Source organism: Citrobacter sp. Cpo061 (genome assembly GCF_030332845.1).
Classification (GTDB): domain Bacteria; phylum Pseudomonadota; class Gammaproteobacteria; order Enterobacterales; family Enterobacteriaceae; genus Citrobacter; species Citrobacter portucalensis.
Map to the genome: position 1 here is coordinate 42061 of NZ_JAOWHB010000043.1, position 21927 is coordinate 63987.

The 21927-nt window shown below is 53.1% G+C and carries 22 protein-coding genes; 4 read left to right on the forward strand and 18 right to left on the reverse strand.

The features are described from left to right. Positions 1 to 4 precede the first annotated feature (4 nt). From OGX97_RS12870 to OGX97_RS12950, 17 genes are all read right to left on the reverse strand, one after another. Positions 5 to 880 carry a phosphotriesterase-related protein gene (locus tag OGX97_RS12870; RefSeq protein ID WP_235126375.1) on the reverse strand — a complete coding sequence of 292 codons (876 nt, stop codon included), beginning with the start codon at positions 878 to 880 and terminating at the stop codon, positions 5 to 7. Then, positions 877 to 2103: a phosphopentomutase gene (locus OGX97_RS12875; RefSeq protein WP_235126373.1), complete on the reverse strand. Its 1227-nt coding sequence runs from the start codon at positions 2101 to 2103 to the stop codon at positions 877 to 879. The genes OGX97_RS12870 and OGX97_RS12875 overlap by 4 nt, the downstream gene beginning before the upstream one ends. Then, positions 2103 to 3266 (reverse strand): YhfX family PLP-dependent enzyme, encoded by a 1164-nt coding sequence (locus OGX97_RS12880; protein ID WP_235126370.1) that lies wholly within the window; start codon positions 3264 to 3266, stop codon positions 2103 to 2105. Before OGX97_RS12880 ends, OGX97_RS12875 begins: the two co-directional genes overlap by 1 nt. A gap of 83 nt (positions 3267 to 3349) precedes the next feature. Beyond that, complete coding sequence (locus OGX97_RS12885; RefSeq protein WP_020996077.1) at positions 3350 to 3712, reverse strand: hypothetical protein; 363 nt, start codon at positions 3710 to 3712, stop codon at positions 3350 to 3352. Positions 3713 to 3727: 15 nt separating this feature from the next. Continuing rightward, entirely contained in the window at positions 3728 to 4633 is a 906-nt protein-coding gene (gene yhfZ, locus OGX97_RS12890) for a GntR family transcriptional regulator YhfZ (protein ID WP_008786319.1), read from the reverse strand. 165 nt (positions 4634 to 4798) lie between these two features. Continuing rightward, positions 4799 to 5803, reverse strand: coding sequence for a tryptophan--tRNA ligase (trpS, locus tag OGX97_RS12895; protein ID WP_003827687.1), 1005 nt, complete (start codon positions 5801 to 5803; stop codon positions 4799 to 4801). Further along, positions 5796 to 6554 (reverse strand): phosphoglycolate phosphatase, encoded by a 759-nt coding sequence (gene gph, locus OGX97_RS12900; RefSeq protein ID WP_003837920.1) that lies wholly within the window; start codon positions 6552 to 6554, stop codon positions 5796 to 5798. The genes trpS and gph overlap by 8 nt, the downstream gene beginning before the upstream one ends. Further along, positions 6547 to 7224 carry a ribulose-phosphate 3-epimerase gene (rpe, locus tag OGX97_RS12905; RefSeq protein WP_003023561.1) on the reverse strand — a complete coding sequence of 226 codons (678 nt, stop codon included), beginning with the start codon at positions 7222 to 7224 and terminating at the stop codon, positions 6547 to 6549. The genes gph and rpe overlap by 8 nt, the downstream gene beginning before the upstream one ends. Positions 7225 to 7241: 17 nt before the next feature. Beyond that, positions 7242 to 8078 carry an adenine-specific DNA-methyltransferase gene (dam, locus tag OGX97_RS12910; protein WP_003827684.1) on the reverse strand — a complete coding sequence of 279 codons (837 nt, stop codon included), beginning with the start codon at positions 8076 to 8078 and terminating at the stop codon, positions 7242 to 7244. Positions 8079 to 8195: 117 nt separating this feature from the next. Next, positions 8196 to 9500, reverse strand: coding sequence for a cell division protein DamX (gene damX, locus OGX97_RS12915; RefSeq protein WP_071446675.1), 1305 nt, complete (start codon positions 9498 to 9500; stop codon positions 8196 to 8198). Between the two features lie 96 nt (positions 9501 to 9596). Continuing rightward, positions 9597 to 10685, reverse strand: coding sequence for a 3-dehydroquinate synthase (gene aroB, locus OGX97_RS12920; RefSeq protein ID WP_003827681.1), 1089 nt, complete (start codon positions 10683 to 10685; stop codon positions 9597 to 9599). Between the two features lie 57 nt (positions 10686 to 10742). Continuing rightward, entirely contained in the window at positions 10743 to 11264 is a 522-nt protein-coding gene (gene aroK, locus OGX97_RS12925) for a shikimate kinase AroK (protein ID WP_003023552.1), read from the reverse strand. A gap of 404 nt (positions 11265 to 11668) precedes the next feature. Beyond that, positions 11669 to 12916, reverse strand: a complete 1248-nt coding sequence (gene hofQ / locus OGX97_RS12930) for a DNA uptake porin HofQ (protein ID WP_071845227.1) — start codon at positions 12914 to 12916, stop codon at positions 11669 to 11671. Continuing rightward, positions 12819 to 13232 carry a HofP DNA utilization family protein gene (locus tag OGX97_RS12935; RefSeq protein WP_279850879.1) on the reverse strand — a complete coding sequence of 138 codons (414 nt, stop codon included), beginning with the start codon at positions 13230 to 13232 and terminating at the stop codon, positions 12819 to 12821. Before OGX97_RS12935 ends, hofQ begins: the two co-directional genes overlap by 98 nt. Then, entirely contained in the window at positions 13222 to 13677 is a 456-nt protein-coding gene (locus OGX97_RS12940; RefSeq protein ID WP_279850878.1) for a HofO family protein, read from the reverse strand. Before OGX97_RS12940 ends, OGX97_RS12935 begins: the two co-directional genes overlap by 11 nt. Then, positions 13661 to 14200 carry a PilN domain-containing protein gene (locus tag OGX97_RS12945; protein ID WP_279850877.1) on the reverse strand — a complete coding sequence of 180 codons (540 nt, stop codon included), beginning with the start codon at positions 14198 to 14200 and terminating at the stop codon, positions 13661 to 13663. The genes OGX97_RS12940 and OGX97_RS12945 overlap by 17 nt, the downstream gene beginning before the upstream one ends. After that, entirely contained in the window at positions 14197 to 14979 is a 783-nt protein-coding gene (locus OGX97_RS12950; RefSeq protein WP_100271832.1) for a DNA utilization protein HofM, read from the reverse strand. The genes OGX97_RS12945 and OGX97_RS12950 overlap by 4 nt, the downstream gene beginning before the upstream one ends. A 120-nt stretch (positions 14980 to 15099) precedes the next feature. Here OGX97_RS12950 and mrcA point away from each other — a divergent pair, with 120 nt between their 5' ends. Then, positions 15100 to 17652 carry a peptidoglycan glycosyltransferase/peptidoglycan DD-transpeptidase MrcA gene (gene mrcA / locus OGX97_RS12955; protein ID WP_162623412.1) on the forward strand — a complete coding sequence of 851 codons (2553 nt, stop codon included), beginning with the start codon at positions 15100 to 15102 and terminating at the stop codon, positions 17650 to 17652. A gap of 105 nt (positions 17653 to 17757) precedes the next feature. On the opposite strand, the gene nudE is transcribed toward mrcA, so the two are convergent. Next, positions 17758 to 18318, reverse strand: a complete 561-nt coding sequence (nudE, locus tag OGX97_RS12960) for an ADP compounds hydrolase NudE (protein WP_048236942.1) — start codon at positions 18316 to 18318, stop codon at positions 17758 to 17760. A gap of 322 nt (positions 18319 to 18640) precedes the next feature. Between nudE and igaA the strand changes: the two genes are divergently transcribed. From igaA to hslR, 3 genes are all read left to right on the forward strand, one after another. Beyond that, complete coding sequence (gene igaA / locus OGX97_RS12965; protein ID WP_125362813.1) at positions 18641 to 20776, forward strand: intracellular growth attenuator protein IgaA; 2136 nt, start codon at positions 18641 to 18643, stop codon at positions 20774 to 20776. Positions 20777 to 20838: 62 nt separating this feature from the next. Further along, the gene (yrfG, locus tag OGX97_RS12970) at positions 20839 to 21507 is read left to right on the forward strand and encodes a GMP/IMP nucleotidase (protein ID WP_016157638.1); all 669 of its coding nucleotides are present in this window, start codon (positions 20839 to 20841) and stop codon (positions 21505 to 21507) included. 10 nt (positions 21508 to 21517) lie between these two features. After that, the gene (gene hslR, locus OGX97_RS12975) at positions 21518 to 21919 is read left to right on the forward strand and encodes a ribosome-associated heat shock protein Hsp15 (protein WP_003837900.1); all 402 of its coding nucleotides are present in this window, start codon (positions 21518 to 21520) and stop codon (positions 21917 to 21919) included. The last annotated feature ends 8 nt before the right edge of the window (positions 21920 to 21927 follow it).

Sequence of the window (21927 nt, forward strand, 5' to 3'; positions counted from 1 at the left end):
CTTATTAGAAAAATTGTGAGGGGTTATCACGCAACATCGTGTCCACATCGGCCTGGCTGAATCCTGACTGGCGCAACTGTGGGATAAAAGTGGTTAACAGATAGTCATAGCCATTGCCGCCATTGGCTTTTAAATGCGAGCGGCGGGTAATATCCATGGAGAGCATCACGCGATTCAACAACCCGCGATTACGTAGTTCATGCAGCATGCCAATGCGCTTCTCGTCCGGGTAATAGTTGTTTTTACCGATGGTATCGAATTGCACATACGCACCGAGATCGATCATGCGTAAGATATTGTCGAGATTATCTTTCAGGTCGCAGTGACCAACGGTTACGCGGGAAAGGTCGACGCCGTGCGCCTGTAGCAACACCAGTTGTTCCACCCCCATCGTGCTAAAAGAGGTATGGGTTGAGATGGGGCGTCCGGTTTCGATGTGTGCCCGCGCCGCGGCGATAAACACCTTCTCTTCAAGCGGCGTAATCACACCTTCACTAGAGCCAATTTCCGCGATAATTCCGGCCTTCAATTCAGTACCATCAATACCGATAACTATCTCATCGACCATCTCCTGCGCGAGCTGTTCCACGCTGCGGGCCGCAACATGTTCAGGGAAGAACGCATCCTGGTAATAGCCTGTGCAGGCCACGACGTTGATTCCGGTCTCGCGCATCAGGTCGAGCATGAATTGCGGATTACGCCCCATATAGCGGTTGGTCATCTCAATAATGTTGCTGACGCCTAACGCCCGGAGATCCTTCATTTCCTGACAAATGAGATCGTACTGATCTAACCGGCAGTCGAGGTTATTCTTGAACCCGGAGAGATCGATATGCAGATGTTCGTGGACCCAGGTGTAGCCCGTCGGATCAAAGTTCATAAAGTGTCTCCTGTAAGGCGCAATGCCGAGAGAAAAGAACAGCCATTTTGTGGTGCCGCCGCGCCGAAAAATTCACACACCGTAGCGCCAACGTCAGATAACGTCGCCCGGATGCCTAATTGCGCAGGCTCCAGCCCCTGTTGATATACCAATACCGGCACAACTTCCCGGGTATGATGGCTGTGACCAATGGTCGGATCGTTACCGTGATCGGCCATAACCACCAGGCAGTCATTTAGATCCATAGCGGCCAGAAGGCGCGAAAGATTAAGATCGACAAGCTGCAACCGCTCCGCATAACGTGCCACGTCTTCCGCGTGCCCGGCGAGGTCGGTCTCCTGAATGTTGGTACAGATAAATACCGTCGACTCAGCGTTAAATTCGTTAAGCGTGATATCCATGATCTGCTGGCTATCCACCAGGTTTTGCCAGCTGCGCCCGTGCGGATTGCCAACGATGTCCGCCACTTTACCGACCAGCACGGTAGGGATTCCGGCGTCATGCAGTTTTTGCGGTACCTGTACCTGCTCATCTACACCAAAACCCATATGCCTGACCTGGAAGCCATTTTCATAGGCGCCGGAGCGTGGGGCGTTAATACCGATAAAGCGTCCCTCTTTGGTCTCGGCTGCATCCAGAATGCGCTGGCTGTCTGCAAGCTGACCGCCAAACGCGATCACGCGCCCAACCTGAACCTGCTCACGCACCACCTGGCCTATCTTTAGCACCTCATCAAACGGGATAACGGCAAGATTGGCGGTAATGTTGTAGACCTGACCTAAATCCGCTTCGAGGTTATCGCCCACCGCAACCGCATCGTTGACCCAAAGAAACGCCAGGTCATCGCCGCGGCGTTCTACATGCCAGCCCGCGGCTTTCAGCGCCTGTTCAACTCCATCGATGACGTCGCTAAATGGCATCCGCAGCGGGGCCTGAGGCCGCGTGCCTAAAATCTCCTGATGGCCCATAAAGGTATCTCCCCCTTCATGCTGCAGTTCCGCAACGCCCCAGACTGCTGATGCAGAGGGTTTCATCACGCCTGGGGCAAAGCCCAGAGCGTTAATCAGCCCCAACTTTTCCAGCGTTGGCAGCCGTAACTGCGGGAGTTCGCCCAGGATATGACCACAGGTATTCGCTCCGGCATCCTGCGGCCTGACACGCGCGACGTCTTTCATTGCACCAACGCCAAAACTGTCGATTACTAACACCACGAATCGGGCCATTAGTCCTCCAGAATATTGCCGAGACTGTCGTAACGCGCGACGATTTCAGCTGCACCGTGCTGAATACCCGACACCAGCACCACGTCGCTACGCGTCACGAAGATCTGGGTGCGAAAACAGAAGATCACCGCGCTGCTCACCGGAAACTCCCCGGCAACAGGCAGGTAGTAGTCAATACTGCTGTCATCTACGGGTTTTAGCTTCGCTGCGATCGGCGAGTCACTTTCTGGCGTAAAGACCAGCGCATTTTGCGCATGGCCGCGACGGTAATAACCCCCACCGTAGCAATAACTGTCCCCGCGAAAATTGTGCGATACCTCGCTCAGCCACAGCATCGCGATTCGTTCCGGCTGGTCGCCTTTTTGATTGGAAGGAATAGTGCCTGTCAGTGCATGACCCGGCTCGGCGTGGGTGACGCCATATTCCGCCAGCAGAGGGAGTGACGAACAGCTACTGGCTGACGGCGCATTAAGTTGCTCAATGGCAATCCCGGCTTCCGCCAACTGACGTCGTGCATTCACCAGCGTGTGCAGATTAGGCGTCGGCATCGTCTGCGCTGAGTTTTCATCCCATAACAGGCAGGGGAAATGGGTCAACCCGCTCAGGCGTAAGCCCGGCAGCCTGCGAATTTCATTGACCACATCCGTCAGATACATAAGAGGAAATCCGCTTTCCTGCCCCGGATAGAGAAAATCATCCTTGTCGTACACTTTCAGCATCACGTTCTGTTCACAGCCAGCCTTCACCGCTGCAGCTGAAACTTCGCGCGCTTTCTCCAGCGAGAACAACGTGATGACCTCAGTGCCCTGCGCCACTGCGTCATTGACCAGTCGCGACGGGATCTGCACCAGATGTCCCTGATGCGCAACCGGTAACCCGGCACGACGCATCACGCGACTCTCCTTGTAATCGACAACCACGATGCCTTCATAGCCAAGCTGCAACAGCCTGTCCGCCAGCCACGGGTTACGTCCTACCTGTTTGGTCATCAGATATAGCGAAATGCCATGTTGCCTCGCGACATCCAGCAGGCGTTTACCATTCTCGATAACCTGGTCAACATCAATAACCCAACTGTCAGGTGCGATCTTTCCCTGCTGCCACAACGCGATAGCAGCTGAGATAAGCGCGGGGTTCTGGCGTTTCAATGCCTCTATAAACATTTCTCTGCCTCGTTTCTAATCCTTCAGCTAAATATTCATTTTTTTGAATATTTAGGGTGCAATAGGCTAATTCTCCATGGGTTTTAGACGCCTTCGTTCGCAGCCATCCACAATCCATACAAGTTCGCCAACATGTAGCCTTCTTCATTCGCGTGCAGCGTCACCGTGAACTCTTTCAGCAACGCCTGATGTACCAGCAAAATAGTTGGCCAGAGATGAGATTGCGTCAGCTCCTCTAACAGCTCACCATCCAGTGCTTCAATCACTTCGCCCTTGCGGCTACGCATTAACGCGCTCGCCATATGGGTCATCGCCATGGTTCCTTGCTCATTGTGAATCGGCAAACACCACTCTTCATCCAACCTCCTGACTACTTGCAGCATGCCGCTGCAAATATCCTTGTCGATAACGCCTGCTTCGCACAGCAGGTTAAGCCTGTTTTCCATGTCGTTCGCCTTCACTTAATAACTGGGTTCCTGTTCACCGTTCGCCACACGTTGCTGGTGGGCAAGCAGCGCCTCTTTATTAACAACGGCTCGCAGTAGCTGTTGCATCGGATAATCCTCTGCCCGGGTCAGTACCACGGCCTCCGTGGCCTGAAGAAACCGCGGATCGTTGGTAAGCGGCGTGGCTTCTAATCCCAAAACTGCCAGCTCGGCCTCCGCAACCACGTTCCAGATAACCGCGTCCACGTCCCCTTTCGCGATGCGCTGTAAGCTCTCGTGATAGGGCATATCGATCAATTCAACGTCACGGTCGCCAAAACAGGCCTCGGTCATGATTTTCTGATCCGCCGAACGGTTATCCAGACCGACACGTTTTACTGTTGCAGATTCGCCCTTGCGACAAATCAGCTGGTGCTCGCCAACGTAGGTATGCGGCCCCAGCGCCAACGTGATACGCAATCTGTCCTGGGCAAGGTAACTTTCCGCCGCCAGACGAGAAACCACCGCCATGTCGTAGACGCCGTTTAGCAGGCATTCCACGCGAATATCAGCCCCACGCATGTGTGCGTAATAAAATGGGATCCCATCGAACTGCGCCTTCAGCCCACTCGCCAGCCCTTCATATAAACGGGTGTAGGGCAGCGGCATCGCACAAACTACGTTATTAATATCTACATGCTTTAGCAGCGTACGGTTATCCATCTCCACCAGATAGCTACCGTTACGCCCGCGACGCTCAATACGGATTGCCCCTGAGGATTCCAGCGTTTTCAACGCGGCCTGGGTTAACCCTACCGATGAGTGACACTCGGCTGCCAGTTCATCAATAGTTTTCAGTCTGTTACCACACTTCTCACCGAGCAGGTAACGGGCCAGGGTTGTCAGCACAACCCCCTCTTTCTTGATAAATGTCCGACGCATTTTATATTTTCAGTAAATTGAATATTTATATCTTCATTAAAGTGAAGATATAACGCAATGAGGAAATATGTAAACGGCGAGGCGCTTCACATTTTTTGAGGTTCACAAACGAGCAGGCGAAAAAAAACCGGGCATAACCCGGTTTCTTCAGTATCGCAGAGCGCATTACGGCTTGGCGACAAAACCAATCGCTTCGTAAACGGCTTTCAGCGTAACAGATGCGCGGGCGCTGGCTTTTTCCGCACCTTCTTTCATCACTTTCTGCAGGAAAGCTTCATCGTTACGGAAACGGTGATAGCGTTCCTGAAGCTCGGTCAGCATACCGGAAACGGCCTCTGCGACTTCACCTTTCAGATGACCATACATTTTGCCTTCGAAGTGCTGTTCCAGCTCCGGAATGCTCTTACCGGTGACGGCGGAGAGAATATCCAGCAGGTTGGAAACACCCGCTTTGTTCTGCACGTCGTAGCGTACAACCGGCGGCTCTTCGGAGTCGGTCATCGCACGTTTGATTTTTTTAACCACAGATTTCGGATCTTCCAGCAGGCCGATCACGTTGTTGCGGTTGTCATCCGACTTGGACATTTTCTTCGTCGGCTCCAGCAGCGACATCACGCGCGCGCCGGATTTAGGAATGAACGGCTCAGGCACTTTAAAGATGTCGCCATACAGGGCATTAAAGCGCTGGGCGATATCGCGGCTCAGTTCCAGATGCTGTTTCTGATCTTCACCAACCGGTACCTGGTTGGTCTGATACAGCAGGATGTCTGCCGCCATCAGTACCGGATAATCAAACAGACCGGCGTTGATGTTCTCCGCATAGCGCGCGGATTTGTCTTTGAACTGGGTCATACGGCTCAGTTCGCCGAAGTAGGTGTAGCAGTTCAGCGCCCAACCTAACTGTGCATGCTCCGGTACGTGAGACTGCACGAAAATGGTGCTTTTTTCAGGATCGATACCGCATGCCAGATACAGCGCCAGCGTATCGAGCGTTGCTTTACGCAGCTGCTGAGCATCCTGACGAACGGTGATGGCATGTTGGTCAACGATGCAGTAGATGCAATGGTAGTCATCCTGCATGCTCACCCACTGACGCAGCGCACCCATATAGTTGCCAATGGTCAATTCACCTGAGGGCTGTGCGCCACTAAAAACGATGGGCTTAGTCATTTTTTGATTCCTGATTTTCGCTATGCGGAAGCCCGAGAGCGGGCAGTAGTTCATTAATACGGTCGTAAATAACGTCGGGCTGGCTCAGCGCGATCGACTCGCCGTAGTTGTAGCCATAGGTCAGGCCAACGGACGGACAGCCAGCAGCTTTTGCCGCCTGAATATCATTGCGTGAATCCCCTACGAAGAGCATTTGCTCAGGCTTGATGCCAAGCTTACTTGCCACCAGCAGCAGCGGATCCGGATGCGGTTTTTTATTCTGCACGTCGTCACCACCGATGACCACGCTAAAGTACTTGGCGATATCTAATGCTTCGAGCAATGGCGCGACAAACGGGGTCGGTTTGTTGGTCACCAGACCCAGCGGCAATCCTTTCGCATGCAGCGCGCCCAGCGTGTCGGCAACATCAGGGAACAGGAATGTCCCCTCTTCTGCGACATCGCCGTAGTATCTGTCGAACAGTTTACGCAAAATACGTACCTGCTCCTCGGCGGGAATATCATCATCAACGGGCGGTTTACCCATCGTTTTACGTAATGTTGCGCGCTCCTGACGGGACCACGCCAGCGCGCGCTCCATCAGTACATCTGCACCGTTACCAATCCAGGTGATAACGCGTTCTTCTCCGGCAACCGGCAGTTCCAGCGCATACAGCGCCATGTCCACCGCTGCGGCTAATCCCGGCGCGCTGTCGACCAGCGTGCCGTCGAGGTCAAATGCAGCGCCCCGAATATCCTGAAACTTATCCATGACTTACCTTCGCCAGTTCATTGCGCATTTCATCAATGACTTTTTTGTAGTCTGGTTGGTCGAAAATGGCGGAGCCTGCAACAAACATATCTGCGCCTGCCGCGGCAATTTCACCAATGTTATTCACTTTGACGCCACCATCCACTTCGAGGCGGATATCGTAGCCAGATTCATCAATACGACGACGCACTTCGCGCAGCTTATCCAGCGTTTGTGGGATGAAGGACTGTCCGCCAAAGCCTGGGTTTACGGACATCAGCAGGATCACATCGAGCTTATCCATGACGTAGTCCAGATAGCTCAGCGGTGTTGCCGGGTTGAACACCAGGCCCGCTTTACAGCCATGCTCTTTGATCAGCTGTAAAGTGCGATCGACATGCTCGGAGGCTTCCGGATGAAAAGTAATGATGCTGGCGCCAGCGGCGGCGAAGTCCGGGACAATCCGATCGACTGGTTTCACCATCAGGTGAACATCAATCGGGGCGGTGATGCCATATTTACGCAGCGATTTCAGTACCATCGGTCCGATGGTCAGGTTCGGTACGTAGTGATTGTCCATGACGTCGAAGTGCACGACATCGGCACCGGCAGTCAGCGCTCTCGCGGTGTCCTCACCCAGGCGGGCAAAATCAGCCGACAGAATTGAGGGGGCGATCAAATACTGTTTCATCCGCTTCTCCTTGAGATTTATTTCTTCGCAGGCGTTACGACTCCTGGTTTATACAGTGCCAGCAGTTCGTTCACCTTTTTACGCGTGCCGCCATTGCTGCTTATGCTGCGCCGCACTTTGACCTGAAAATGTTTCGCCGCTCGGTACCATTCACGGGTATCGGGCGTATCGTGGTTCGAAATTAACACCGGGATCTGCTTACTGACCAGCTTTTCTGCCATCTCGGCCAAATGCGCCTGCTCTTTCGGGCTAAAGCTGTTGGTGTGATACGCAGTGAAATTTGCCGTCGCCGAAAGCGGTGCATAAGGCGGGTCACAATAGACCACAGAGTTGCTATCCGCACGGTTCATGCACTCTTCATAGGAGAGGCAATGGAACTCCGCATTCTGCGCTTTCTCAGCAAAATGGTACAACTCGGCTTCCGGGAAGTAAGGTTTTTTATAACGCCCAAACGGGACGTTAAACTCGCCGCGCAGGTTATAACGGCACAATCCGTTGTAACCAAAGCGGTTCAGATACAAGAACAGCACTGCTCTGCGGAACGGATCCTCGCTGGCATTAAATTCTTCTCTGAACCGATAGTACACCTCAGCCTGATTGGTTTCAGGCATAAACAGCTCACGCGAAGCCTGCACATACTCATCGGTACGCGTCTTCACGATGTTATAGAGACTGATAAGGTCGCTGTTGATATCGGCAAGAATATAACGAGAAAAGTCGGTGTTGAGAAACACCGACCCGGCACCCACGAAAGGTTCAATCAGGCACTCACCCTGAGGTAAATGCCGTTTGATATCATCAAGCAGGGGGTATTTCCCCCCTGCCCATTTCAAAAAAGCGCGATTTTTTTTCATGCTGACTAACTAATTACACCTTCTCCGGCTGTGGAGAAAGCTCCGACAGCATCCTGCGCTTTAGTCTTTGTCCCGCAATTGGGCGAAACATCAAACCATTGCAGAACATATCCTATCTTACTTCAAATCGGCCTGAACCTGATGCAGCGGTTTTGCCCACGGGTTTTTCGCCTGAATATCAGCGGGTAACGTAGACACTGCACGTTTCGCGTCTTCTTTAGACGCATACACGCCTGTCACCAGAACATACCACGGTTGACCGTTACGCGTCGTCTGGTACACCACGTAGTTCTTCAGGTTTTCTTTCTTCGCCCAACCGTTCAGGTTGTCGTAGTTAGAAGAACTGCTGAGTTGCAGCGTGTAATGGCTGGACGGCGCAGATTTTAACGCTCCAACATTACCTGCGCTTTTCGCTCCGCCAGCAACAGGCGTTGTCGTTGTTGCTGTCGCCGTTGGCGCAGGCGTTGCGGTCTGCGTTGGCGTCGCAGTTGCTTTCGGCTCAGCGGTCGCTTTCGGCGTAGCGGTTACCACAGGTGCTTTAGTTGTGGTGGTCGGCGCGGTAGCAGTTACGGTTGGTTTTGCCTGAGCAACAGGTTTCGGCTCTGTCGGCGTCGCTTTCACCGTAGTTTGCGGTTTGCTCTTCGGCTCAATAACGGCCTGTTTACGTTCCTGGCGCGTAGCAGCAGGACGCTCAGTCGTTTCCGTTTTCGCCGTCTGGCGCGCAGCATTACCATTACGCATCGGCGCAACGGTCGCAGGTTCGGTCGGCAGCGTAGAGTTAACCACGGCGTTGTTAACCTGCTCCTGACCCTGCGGTTGTGTCAGAGCATTGTTCAAATCACCCTGCACTTCAACACGCTGCTGGCCTTCGGTTGCCGCAGGTGCCTGACCTTGAGTCGGGGTAGAGGAAATCGGTGGCAGGGAAACATCCTGCTGGGTATTGCCAGCGGTCTGCTCAGTGCCCGTTGCAGGAGCCGTTGCGCTCGCCTGATCCGTTGCATTGCTGCCAGAAAGATCGATGCTCTTCTCACCAGATGCTGCCTGCTCATTGGAAGAAGATGAGGGGGCTTTCAGCGCAGAACCAATGCCGATAATCAGCAGCAGCAGTACCAGAACACCCACACCCATCATCATATATTGGCGGGAAGCAGGTTTGCTGGCGGCTTTCTTACGCTTGCGCGGACGACGTTCTACACGCTCTTCATCCACGGCATCGTCATCAGATTCATACTCTTCTTCAATGTCCTGCTCTTCTTCACGCTCTTTGCGTGCACGTGCAGGACGGCGATCGTCAGCATCCAGATCAACATCATCAAAATTGATTTGCGGCTCATTATCGCGTTCAGACGATTGACGAGAACGACCAGTACGACGATCGCTGGGATCGGGTTTCAGCTCGTCTTCTGGTTTGAATTCATCCATTTAACACCCCACTCAAAGGTTAATGCTTACGACTTTGCACATAACCTGAAGCTAAAAGACCTACGTTTCGCAACGTAAGCCTGACCTTTCTTGTTGTTACGCCTGCTGGCAATCAGCAATAGCGTTAAGAACCACCTCGTGCGACACTCCGCCGCGCACTTCACTCTTCCCTATCGCTCGCGGAAGCACCAAACGAATCTCTCCCGCTAACACTTTTTTATCTCGCAGCATGTGCGGCAGATAAGCCTCGGTGGACATTTCACGCGGCCCATTCACCGGTAAGCCAGCTCGCTGTAACAGCGTAATGATGCGCTGCGTATCAGCGGAGGTGAACTGACCCAAACGTTCTGACGTACGGGCAGCCATTACCATACCTGCTGCGACTGCTTCACCATGTAACCAATTGCCATAACCCATTTCAGCTTCGATCGCATGACCAAACGTGTGTCCCAGATTCAGTAAAGCACGTAAGCCCATTTCACGCTCGTCTGCTGCGACAACTTCTGCTTTCAGCTCACAACAACGACGGATACAGTACGCCATTGCCGGACCATCCAAACGCAGTAACGCATCCAGATTGTCTTCCAGCCAGCTGAAAAATTCACCGTCAAGAATGATGCCGTATTTGATCACTTCCGCCAGCCCCGATGCCAGCTCACGCGCAGGAAGCGTTTTCAGACAATCGAGATCCACCACCACGGAGGCCGGTTGGTAAAACGCGCCAATCATGTTTTTACCGAGGGGATGGTTTACGGCGGTTTTGCCGCCAACGGAGGAGTCGACCTGCGACAACAGAGTTGTCGGGACTTGAATAAAACGAACACCACGTTGATAGCTGGCTGCCGCAAAACCGGTCAGATCGCCAATCACGCCGCCGCCAAGGGCAACTAACGTGGTATCACGACCATGCGGTTTTTGCAGTAACGCGGTGAAAACCGTATCCAGAACCGTCAGGCTTTTATACTGCTCGCCATCGGGAAGGATAACGCTATCAACGTTAACACCCGCCTGTTCAAGTACGCCGCGAACCTTATCGAGATAAAGGGGAGCCAGGGTTTCGTTGGTCACCAACATAACCTGATCGCCCGATTTCAGCGGTAAGAATGAAGCTGGCTCATTGAACAAACCAGCCGCGATGGTGATAGGGTAACTACGTTCCCCGAGAGTGACTGTGATCCTCTCCATTACGCGACATCCACCTTAGTTACTTGTACCCGCAGACGAGTGTGTATTCAGCCAGAATTAGTTGCTTTCCAACATATGAATAATCTGGTTTGCTACGACTTTTGCGCTCTGATCGTCGGTGCGAATGGTCACGTCAGCAATCTCTTCGTACAGAGGATTGCGTTCGTCAGCCAACGCTTCCAGAACTTCACGAGGCGGTGATTCTACCTGCAGCAGCGGGCGTTTCTTGTCACGTTGAGTACGTGCAAGTTGTTTTTCAATTGTCGTTTCAAGATAGACCACGACGCCACGCGCGGAAAGACGGTTACGTGTTTCACGTGATTTTACAGAGCCACCGCCAGTTGCCAGCACAATACCCTGTTTTTCCGTCAACTCGTTGATGACTTTTTCTTCGCGATCACGGAAGCCGTCTTCACCTTCTACATCGAAGACCCAGCCCACATCAGCTCCGGTTCGTTTCTCAATCTCTTGATCAGAATCGTAAAATTCCATATTGAGTTGTTGAGCTAACTGGCGCCCAATAGTGCTTTTTCCGGCACCCATAGGCCCAACCAGAAAGATATTGCGTTTCTCTGCCATTTTTTCGGTACTACTAAGACTATTCGTTAATGGTAAACCCGCTTCGCAGACACCCAGCGCAGCAGGACATGAACTGAAACCTCATAAGATATTGCGAGAGTCAGACTGAAAATTATCTCAATACTCAAGCGGGTTTGGCAACTGAATAAATCACCAAACCTAACGCATTTCTGGTCGTGGCAGGCATGCTACCCTGCAAACATCAGACCTGGCGACGTATCGCGCAGTCAAATGACACCCAATAAGCCTATGGCACACCACCGGAAAGGCAAAGCTTATTCACTGCCGCATAAGTAAAGAAAAGTACCGACGCTCAAATCGGTACTCCTTGTATGCTAAATACACCCTCACGTCAAATCCCTGAAACGTGTTCAGTGCAAAAACAACGGCTTTTCATGCATAAGTTATTCCGTTGAAACCAGTCTGGGCGTAATAAAGACCACTAATTCGCGCCGTTCGTCTTCTTTACCATCATGGCGAAAAAGAGAGCCAAGCCAGGGAATGTCGCCTAATAGCGGCACGCTGTCGGCTGCGGATTTATTCTTATGTGAAAAAATCCCGCCAAGCGCAATCGTCTCGCCGCTTTTTACCTCGACCTGAGTTTCAATCTCCTGCTTGTCGATAGCCAGCACTTCGCCATCTGCCTGCTGTAGAACCTGTCCGGGAACATTCTGGCTGATATGCAGTTTCAGCCTGATTCTCCCTTTCTGCAACACCGTTGGTGTTACCTCCATCCCCAGTACCGCTTCCTTGAACTCGACGGATGTCGCACCGCTTTCACCGCTGGAGACCTGATAAGGGATCTCACTGCCCTGCTTAATACTGGCAGGTTGCAGGTGAGATGCCAGTAATCGTGGGCTGGCGATGATATCCAACTGCTGTTTTTGCTCCAGCGCAGACAACTCCAGTTCCAGTAAACGACCGTTAATGCGGCCAATATTAAATCCCACACGGGATGTGGCGGTGGCTACAGAAAGGTCGCTGGCGAGCGTCGTGACATTCCCAACCGCCCCCGATTGTTGTGCGTCAGCCAGCGACCACTTCACCCCCAGCTCGCGCAAACTTTTTTCATTTATGGTGACGATATGCGCCGCCAGTTCGACCTGGGCCACCGGCAAATCCATTTGCGATACCCACTTTTCCAGGGTGTTAAGCGCAACGCTATTATCACGCAGCAGTAAGCGGTTGGTCCGTTTATCCACCGTCATGCTTCCCTTGGCACTGAGCAGCTTTTCTCCTGCTTTTGCCAGCTCGGCAGCATCGGCATAGTGCAAAATAATGCTGCGCTGCTCCAGCGGCATACTGGCCTGAATCCGCGCCTGTTCATTGTCCTGCCGGGCCGCATTTTCACTCTGCCATTGAACAGAATGTACATGCAGGATGTTTCCCTCCTGGCGTAATACCAGTCCGGCACTTTTTACCACCGTCTGCAATGCCTGCTTCCAGGGGACATCCGTCAAATGCAGCGACAGCACACCGCTGACATCTGGCGAAACCACCAGGTTTTTCTGTTCCTGTTCAGCCAGCGCCTGCAATACCTGAGTAACCGGCACATCATCGACCACCAGCGTCACGTTTTGCGGTTTCGTCGCCAGTGCGCTCGTTATCCCGACCGCCAGCGCTATTACTATCCACGCTATCCATCGCTTCATTTACCGCTCCTTGTCGTTGCCACTGCCACCGCGGCGGTTCGCAGTTTCTTTCTGTGTCGAGGGTTATGTTCTGGGCCGTTATCTGCGTAATCGTCCAACCGTTTTTCAGGACGTCATTTGGCTTAACCCGCCGCCATTTTTTCTGGCTATCCTGAACGATGCCGATGGGTCGCGAGCCCTGGCTCACCATGCCCTGAAAACGCCATGTCGACAGCTCAGCAATTTGGCAGCGGTCCTCCGGCGGCAGGAAGGGATTACGCATACCGGTGAGCATCAGTACGCTTACGCATATCAACAACCAGCGTTCAACCGTCATTCAGACGCTCCAGCTGTAGCGTTAGCAGCAGCTCTGTGTCTTCTGCGCTAAGCGAAAATCGGCTGACGCTCATCCCCAGATCCGCCAACTGGACAAACGTCTGCGGGATAGCATCCCAGGCCGATATCAGCGCCATCTCTCCGCCTTGCGCGGAGGGTTGCCAGTGGATAAGACGAGTAAGTGAAGTCTGAAACAGTAGTGGAGAGAACAGGGTCAGTTTCTCTTCCGGCTCTGCTGGTGATGCCGCCAGCAGATAGACATCTCGCCATTGCATCTGAATAGCTGCACGTTGCTGGACCAGCGTCTCGCGTTGCATCGTCCGCTCCCGCGCTACGGGATAAAGACATAACGTCACCAGTATGAGTAGCCCCAACATCCAGCCGCACCAGCAGATGAGTCGAAAGCGCGGCGACTGCGCTAACCAGACATCACAGAGCGTTATCATGCGCACCGCTCCGTGTCAGTCGATAGTGGAATTGCCAGCGTCCCTGCGCATCCTGCTGCGTTTCACCGGGGCAGCTCAACTGAAATAATGGCCGCTGGCGTAATTGCGTTTCCAGAGTCTTCAGCGCGGCAAAGTTCAGCGTGTTTCCCGTCAGTTCCAGCGTGTCCTGTTGCCAGGTCATTTTTGTTAACCACGCCTGCTCAGGCAGTAATTCCGCCAGCTCTTGCAAAACCGACTGCCAGCTTCGGGTCTGCTCACGCTGTTTGTTCCGTGCCTGCACCTGTTGCCATCGTTGCTGGCGCTGCTGCATACGCGGCTTTAGCGCCATTAAGGCCTCGACACGCGTCTTTTCGGCATCTGCCAGCAACAATTCAGCCCGATTTTCTACACTCAACACGCTGTAATTGCGCAACAACACGCCAATACTAAGCAGTAGCGAAGCGCTAAATAAGATGCCCCAGAAGCGCAGGCAAGCGTAACGCCGAGTCTGACGCCAGGGCAGAAGATTAATGGTCGCTATCATCGGTACGAGCCTCCCATAGCGAGTCCCAGCGCAATGGCGAAGTGATGGCTTTGCGTTGGAATGGGCGGCTGGCGTACAGACACGGCGCTCAAAGGATCGAAGCCGCCAGGGGAGCATTGCGCAATGGCTGTCGGGGGAAGAGATAATGTCGTGGCAAGCTCATCGATACTGCCAATATCGCCCGTTGATTTACGTCCCCATACCGAACGGGTCGCCCATAACCACTGGGCGTCATCACGCCATACCAGACACTGCTGATGTTCTGGCAAGAAGGGAATAAATCGCTGTAACGCGCTGGCATCCGGTGTAATCGCCGTAACCTGCACCTTCAGGGTTTGGATAAGCGTCAGAAGCGCTGAAATCTCTTTGCTTTGCGCAGCAGTGACGTTAAACGCCGGGCTCAACGTGTCTTCGCTATAATCAAAATGCAGCGCATCCGGCGCCATATCCAGTTCACGCGCCATCGAACCAGACAACCATGCGGTTTGCTCTGGCTCGCGTAACGTCATTGTCGGACGAGGAAACTTTTTTTGTAACGTCCTGTTGGCGGGAAAAGAGAGATGAATATGGTGTCGGCGAGGAAGCTCCCGGCTCCACGGCAGCAGCGCGGAGACCAGCTGTTCAGGCTCGCGAATGTGGCCATCGACGATAGCCTGAGGCGTCAGCGGTATACGCCACCAGCGTTGCAGATACCAACCTGATGCTTCGCGAACGATAGCGACAGCCAGCGCTTCATGTTGCTGAATATGCAGACCAATTTTCCAGATATTGAAAGCCATTGCTGATGATCTCCTTATCACCCGTCGCTTTAACGGGTATATCAATGCGTCTGGCTTGCCTTTATACTACCGCGCGTTTGTTTATAAACTGCCCAAATGCCACTAAATGGGAAATCTCCAGTGAAGTTCGTAAAGTATTTATTAATCCTTGCAGTATGTTGCATCCTGCTGGGAGCAGGCTCGATTTATGGCCTTTATCGCTATATCGAGCCGCAATTACCTGACGTCGCGACGCTCAAAGATGTGCGTTTACAGATCCCGATGCAGGTTTACAGCGCTGACGGCGAGCTAATCGCGCAATATGGCGAGAAACGTCGAATCCCGGTCACGCTGGATCAGATGCCGCCGGTAATGGTTAAAGCCTTTATCGCCACAGAAGACAGCCGCTTTTATGAGCACCATGGGGTAGACCCGGTGGGGATCTTCCGTGCGGCCAGCGTCGCATTGTTCTCTGGTCACGCGTCGCAAGGGGCGAGTACCATTACCCAACAGTTGGCGAGAAACTTCTTCCTGAGCCCGGAACGTACGCTGATGCGTAAGATCAAAGAAGTGTTCCTGGCGATCCGCATTGAACAACTGCTGAGTAAAGATGAGATCCTCGAACTGTATCTGAACAAGATCTATCTGGGGTATCGCGCCTATGGCGTGGGTGCTGCCGCTCAGGTCTATTTCGGTAAGACGGTGGATCAACTCAGCTTAAGTGAAATTGCGGTGATTGCCGGTCTGCCAAAAGCGCCGTCAACCTTCAACCCGCTCTATTCGATGGACCGTGCAACCGCGCGACGTAACGTTGTACTGTCGCGTATGTTGAGCGAAAACTACATCACGCAAGCCCAGTACGATCAGGCGCGCGGCGAGGCCATTGACGCTAACTACCACGCGCCGGAAATCGCTTTCTCTGCACCGTATCTGTCTGAAATGGTGCGCCAGGAGATGTATAACCGTTATGGCGAGAAAGCCTATGAAGACGGGTATCGCATCACCACCACCATTACGCGCAAAGTACAGCAGGCAGCTCAGCAGGCAGTACGTAACAACGTGATGGATTACGACATGCGCCACGGCTACCGCGGCCCGTCGAACGTGCTGTGGAAAGTGGGCGAAAGCAGTTGGGACAGCAAGAAAATTACCGATACGCTGAAAGCGCTGCCGACTTATGGCCCCCTGCTGCCGGCGGTTGTTACCAGCGCCAATCCACAGGAAGCCATTGCCGCGCTGGCGGATGGTACATCAGTGTCATTACGGATGGATGGTATGCGCTGGGCGCGTCCTTACCGTTCGGATACTCAACAAGGCCCAACGCCGCGTAAAGTGACCGACGTAGTACAGACTGGCCAGCAAATCTGGGTACGCCAGGTAGGAGATGCCTGGTGGCTGGCGCAAGTGCCGGACGTCAACTCCGCCCTGGTCTCCATCAATCCGCAAAACGGCGCGGTGCTGGCGCTGGTTGGTGGTTTTGACTTCAACCAGAGCAAGTTTAACCGTGCAACCCAGGCGTTACGCCAGGTGGGCTCCAACATCAAGCCATTCCTGTATACCGCCGCAATGGATAAAGGTCTGACGCTGGCGAGCATGCTCAACGACGTGCCAATCTCCCGCTGGGATGCCGGTGCTGGTTCCGACTGGCAGCCGAAGAACTCCCCGCCGCAGTACGCCGGTCCTATCCGCTTACGTCAGGGGCTGGGTCAGTCGAAAAACGTGGTGATGGTACGCGCCATGCGCGCCATGGGCGTGGATTACGCGGCAGAGTATCTGCAACGTTTCGGTTTCCCGGCACAGAACATTGTGCATACCGAATCACTGGCGCTGGGTTCGGCTTCGTTCACGCCGTTGCAGGTGGCGCGCGGTTACGCGGTGATGTCTAACGGAGGCTTCCTGGTCGATCCGTATTTCATCAGTAAGATCGAAAGCGATATGGGCGGCGTTATCTTCGAAGCGAAGCCGAAAATTGCCTGCCCGGAATGCGATATTCCGGTGATTTATGGCGATACCCAGAAATCTAATGTGCTGGAAAACAGTAACGTAGAAGATGTCGCCGTCTCGCAGGAACAGCAGAATGCCGCCGTGCCTATGCCGCAGCTTGAGCAGGCGAACCAGGCACTGGTCGCGCAAAGCGGAACACAAGAGTACGCTCCGCACGTGATCAACACGCCGCTGGCCTTCCTGATAAAAAGCGCGCTGAACACCAATATCTTTGGTGAACCAGGCTGGATGGGAACCGGTTGGCGCGCAGGTCGCGATTTACAGCGTCATGATATCGGCGGGAAAACCGGGACTACCAACAGCTCTAAAGATGCGTGGTTCTCCGGTTACGGACCAGGGGTAGTAACGTCGGTATGGATCGGCTTTGATGACCATCGCCGCAACCTTGGTCATACAACGGCTTCCGGCGCGATCAAAGACCAAATCTCCGGCTACGAAGGCGGTGCGAAGAGTGCGCAGCCTGCATGGGATGCTTACATGAAATCCGTACTGGAAGGTGTGCCTGAACAGCCGCTGACGCCACCGCCGGGTATCGTGACGGTTAATATCGATCGCAGCACAGGACAACTGGCGAACGGTGGCAATAGCCGCGCTGAGTACTTCATTGAAGGCACTCAGCCGACGCAACAGGCGGTGCATGAGGTGGGGACAACCATTATCGATAATGGTGAGACACACGAACTGTTCTGATCGATTGCCGGATGGCGCTTCGCTTATCCGGCCTACAATTTCGGTACAATTATTTGATCTTCCGGAATTTTGTAGGCTGGATAAGGTATCAGTTGGCAATCGTAATTAAAGCCGTCCCTGCCCTTTCAGCCATTCACGGACGAGGAACAGCGCACTGACATTACGTGCTTCATGAAAATCAGGATCTTCCAGCAGGTCCATCAAATGCGCCAGCGGCCAGCGCACCTGCGGTAATGGCTCGGGTTCATCACCCTCCAGCGATTCAGGATATAAGTCCTCTGCCACCACGATGTTCATCTTGCTGGAGAAATAAGATGGCGCCATGCTGAGTTTCTTTAAAAACGTCAGATCTTTTGCGCCAAACCCCACCTCTTCTTTCAGCTCCCGATTCGCCGCCTCAAACACGCTTTCGCCAGGATCGATTAATCCCTTGGAAAAACCCAGTTCGTAGGACTCGGTCCCGACCGCGTATTCGCGAATAAGGATCAGATGGTCGTCAACAATCGGCACAATCATTACCGCTTCACGCGTGGATGGACGCATACGTTCATAAACGCGGCGTACGCCATTGCTGAACTCAAGGTCCACGCTTTCGACCTTAAACAGCCGGGATTGGGCGATGGTTTCCACTTTCAAAATCGTGGGTTTCTGTAATGATTTGCTCATTGTGAGGATCTTTGCTGTGAAATCTGGGGTTATTGTGCGATATACCGCACGGTTTCGGCAATGTGAATTGCCGTTTATTTACATTTATGTAACGTACTAAAAGTTAATCCCTATTTCAAATTAAAAGTCAATAGGTTGAAATAACTCCAGGAATTTGCTGATATTCCATTTTTGGTGATTTTGCTATGATTCGCATTTACTGGGCTGTACTTAAAGATGCTCAAGTTCGACTCCACACTTGCCGATAGCCAACCACAGAATCACGAATATTGAACAGGGTGCGACTGACCACGCCTGACAGACTAAGTAAGATGGGGAAAGCATGAGCACCATTCTGATTTTTTTAGCTGCTTTGCTGGCCTGCTCATTGCTTGCAGGATGGCTACTCAAATCAAAATCCAGGCAGAAAAATTTACCCTTGAGCAGCGTCTTCTCAGACGCCTCGAAACGTAAACTCACACCTGAAGAACGCAGCGCAGTCGAAAACTATCTCGAAAGCCTTAGTCAAATTCAGCAAGTACCTGGTCCAACGGGAGCCAGTGCTGCACCGGTCTCATTAACGTTGAATGCCCAAAGTAATAGCGTCATCGTGCTTACTCGTTCGATTACACGTTACGGCATTACCACCGACGATCCTAACAAATGGCGCTACTATCTTGATTCCGTTGAGGTACATCTTCCCCCTTTCTGGGAACAATACATCAACGACGAAAACAGCGTTGAGATAATCCACACCAATACGATACCGCTGGTTATCTCGTTGAACGGCCATACGCTGCAGGAATATATGCAGGAAGCGCGTGGTTATGCGTTACAGCACACCGCTTCTACCCAGGCGTCCATTCGTGGTGAAGAAAGTGAGCAGATTGAACTGCTGAATATTCGCCAGGAAACCCATGAAGAATATGCGCTCAGCCGCCCTTCGGGATTGCGCGAGGCGTTGCTGATAACCGCCTCATTCCTGCTGTTCTTTTTCTGTTTGGTTATCCCGAACACGTTTGTTCCGTGGGCAGTTGGTGGCGCGGTATTGCTGTTAGCTGCGGGTCTGTGGGGATTGTTCGCCCCGCCGTCTAAAAGCGCTCTGCGGGAAATTCATTGTCTGCGCGGTACGCCGCGTCGCTGGGGGTTGTTTGGCGAAAACGACCAGGAACAAATTAATAATATCTCACTGGGTATTATTGATCTGATCTACCCACCTCACTGGCAACCCTACATTGCCCAAGACCTTGGCCAGCAAACGGATATCGATATTTATCTCGATCGCCACGTTGCCCGCCAGGGGCGTTTTTTATCTCTGCACGATGAAGTGAAAAACTTCCCGTTACAGCACTGGCTGCGCAACGCCGTCATCGCAGGCGGCTCGTTGCTGGTACTGCTGATGCTGCTGTTTTGGATCCCGCTGGATATGCCATTAAAGGTCACGCTCTCCTGGATGAAGGGCGCGCAAACTATCGAAGCCACCAGCGTTAAACAGCTCGAAAACGCGGGCGTTCGCGTGGGTGACACACTGCACCTGAGTGGTACGGGTATGTGTAACATTCATACCCAAGGAAGCTGGAATGCGCAGCCTGCCACGCCGTTTATGCCTTTCGATTGCTCGCAAATTATCTGGAATGACGCGCGCGCATTGCCGCTGCCTGAGTCTGACCTAGTGAATAAGGCTACCGCGCTCACGCAGGCCGTGAGCCGTCAGCTGCATCCCAAACCTGACGATGACTCTCGCGTCAGCGCATCGCTACGCTCAGCAATCCAAAAGTCCGGCATGGTATTACTGGACGATTTTGGTGAGATTGTCCTGAAAACGGCCGATCTGTGTGCAGCCAAAGATGAATGTGTGCGCTTAAAAAATGCGCTGGTTAACCTCGGTAACAGTAAAGACTGGGCCGCGCTGGTGAAGCGAGCGAACGCAGGCAAACTGGATGGCGTGAACGTGCTGCTGCGTCCGGTAAGCGCAGAGTCACTGGATAATCTGGTAAATACCTCTACGGCACCGTTTATTTCACGCGAGACTGCGCGAGCTGCCCAGGCGCTGAATAGCCCTGCCCCTGGCGGTTTCCTGATTATCAGTGATGAAGGCAGCGATCTGGTCGATCAGCCGTGGCCGACGACCTCGCTATATGACTATCCTCCCCAGGAACAGTGGAACGCCTTCCAGCGCCTGGCACAGATGCTAATGCAGACGCCGTTTCGCGCGGAAGGGATCGTCACCAATATTTCGACTGACGCCAATGGCACCCAGCACATTGGACTGCACCGTATCCCGGACCGCTCAGGTTTATGGCGCTACCTTGGCACGACGCTGCTGATGTTCTCCATGCTCGGATGCGCTATCTACAACAGCATACAGGCATTCAGACGCTACCAGCGTCACCGCACCCGCATCGCGGAAATTCAGAGCTACTACGAAAGTTGCCTCAATCCAACACTGATTGACAACCCGGAAAGCCTGATTCGATAACACGCTCGCGCGACAGGATATGCTACCCTGTCGCGCATCATGTTTTCTTCTGGGGAGTTTCCATGCAGATCAATATTGCCTGGCAGGATGTCGACACCGTGTTGTTAGATATGGACGGCACGCTGCTCGACCTGGCATTCGATAACTATTTCTGGCAAAAACTGGTGCCGGAAACCTATGGCGCGAAGCAGGGTATCTCTCCTCAGGAAGCTCAGGACTATATTCGTCAGCAGTATCATGCCGTGCAGCATACGCTAAACTGGTATTGCCTGGATTACTGGAGCGAGTGCCTGGATCTGGATATTTGCGCCATGACCACGGAACAGGGACCGCGCGCCGTTTTGCGCGAAGATACCGTACCGTTTCTTGATGCCTTAAAAGCCAGCGGCAAGCGCCGCATTTTGCTCACCAACGCGCATCCGCATAATCTGGCGGTGAAGCTTGAGCATACCGGTCTGGCCTCACACCTTGATTTATTACTTTCCACCCACACATTTGGTTATCCCAAAGAGGATCAGCGGTTATGGCACGCTGTGGCTGAAGAAACGGGAATGAGTGCAGAGAAGACGCTGTTTATTGACGACAGCGAACCCATTCTCGACGCCGCTGCTCTGTACGGTATTCGTTACTGCCTCGGCGTGACCAATCCCGACTCCGGCATCGCCGAAAAACAGTACGCACGCCATCCGTCACTGAATGACTACCGCCGACTGATCCCCTCACTGATGTGAAGGAGACGCCATGAAAGAAAAGCCCTCTGCTGAAGTCAGGCTGGATAAATGGCTGTGGGCTGCACGCTTTTACAAAACGCGTGCGCTAGCCCGCGAAATGGTTGAAGGCGGTAAGGTGCACTACAACGGCCAGCGCAGTAAGCCAAGCAAGATTGTCGAGCTGAACGCCACCCTCACCCTTCGCCAGGGAAATGACGAACGAACAGTCATTATCAAGGCCATTACCGAGCAGCGTCGCCCGGCAACGGAAGCCGTTACGCTGTATGAAGAAACCGCGGAAAGCGTGGAAAAACGCGAAAAAATGGCGCTGGCGCGTAAACTTAACGCGTTAACCATGCCGCACCCGGACAGACGACCGGACAAGAAAGAGCGCCGCGACCTGTTACGATTTAAACACGGCGACAGCGAGTGACTGTCACC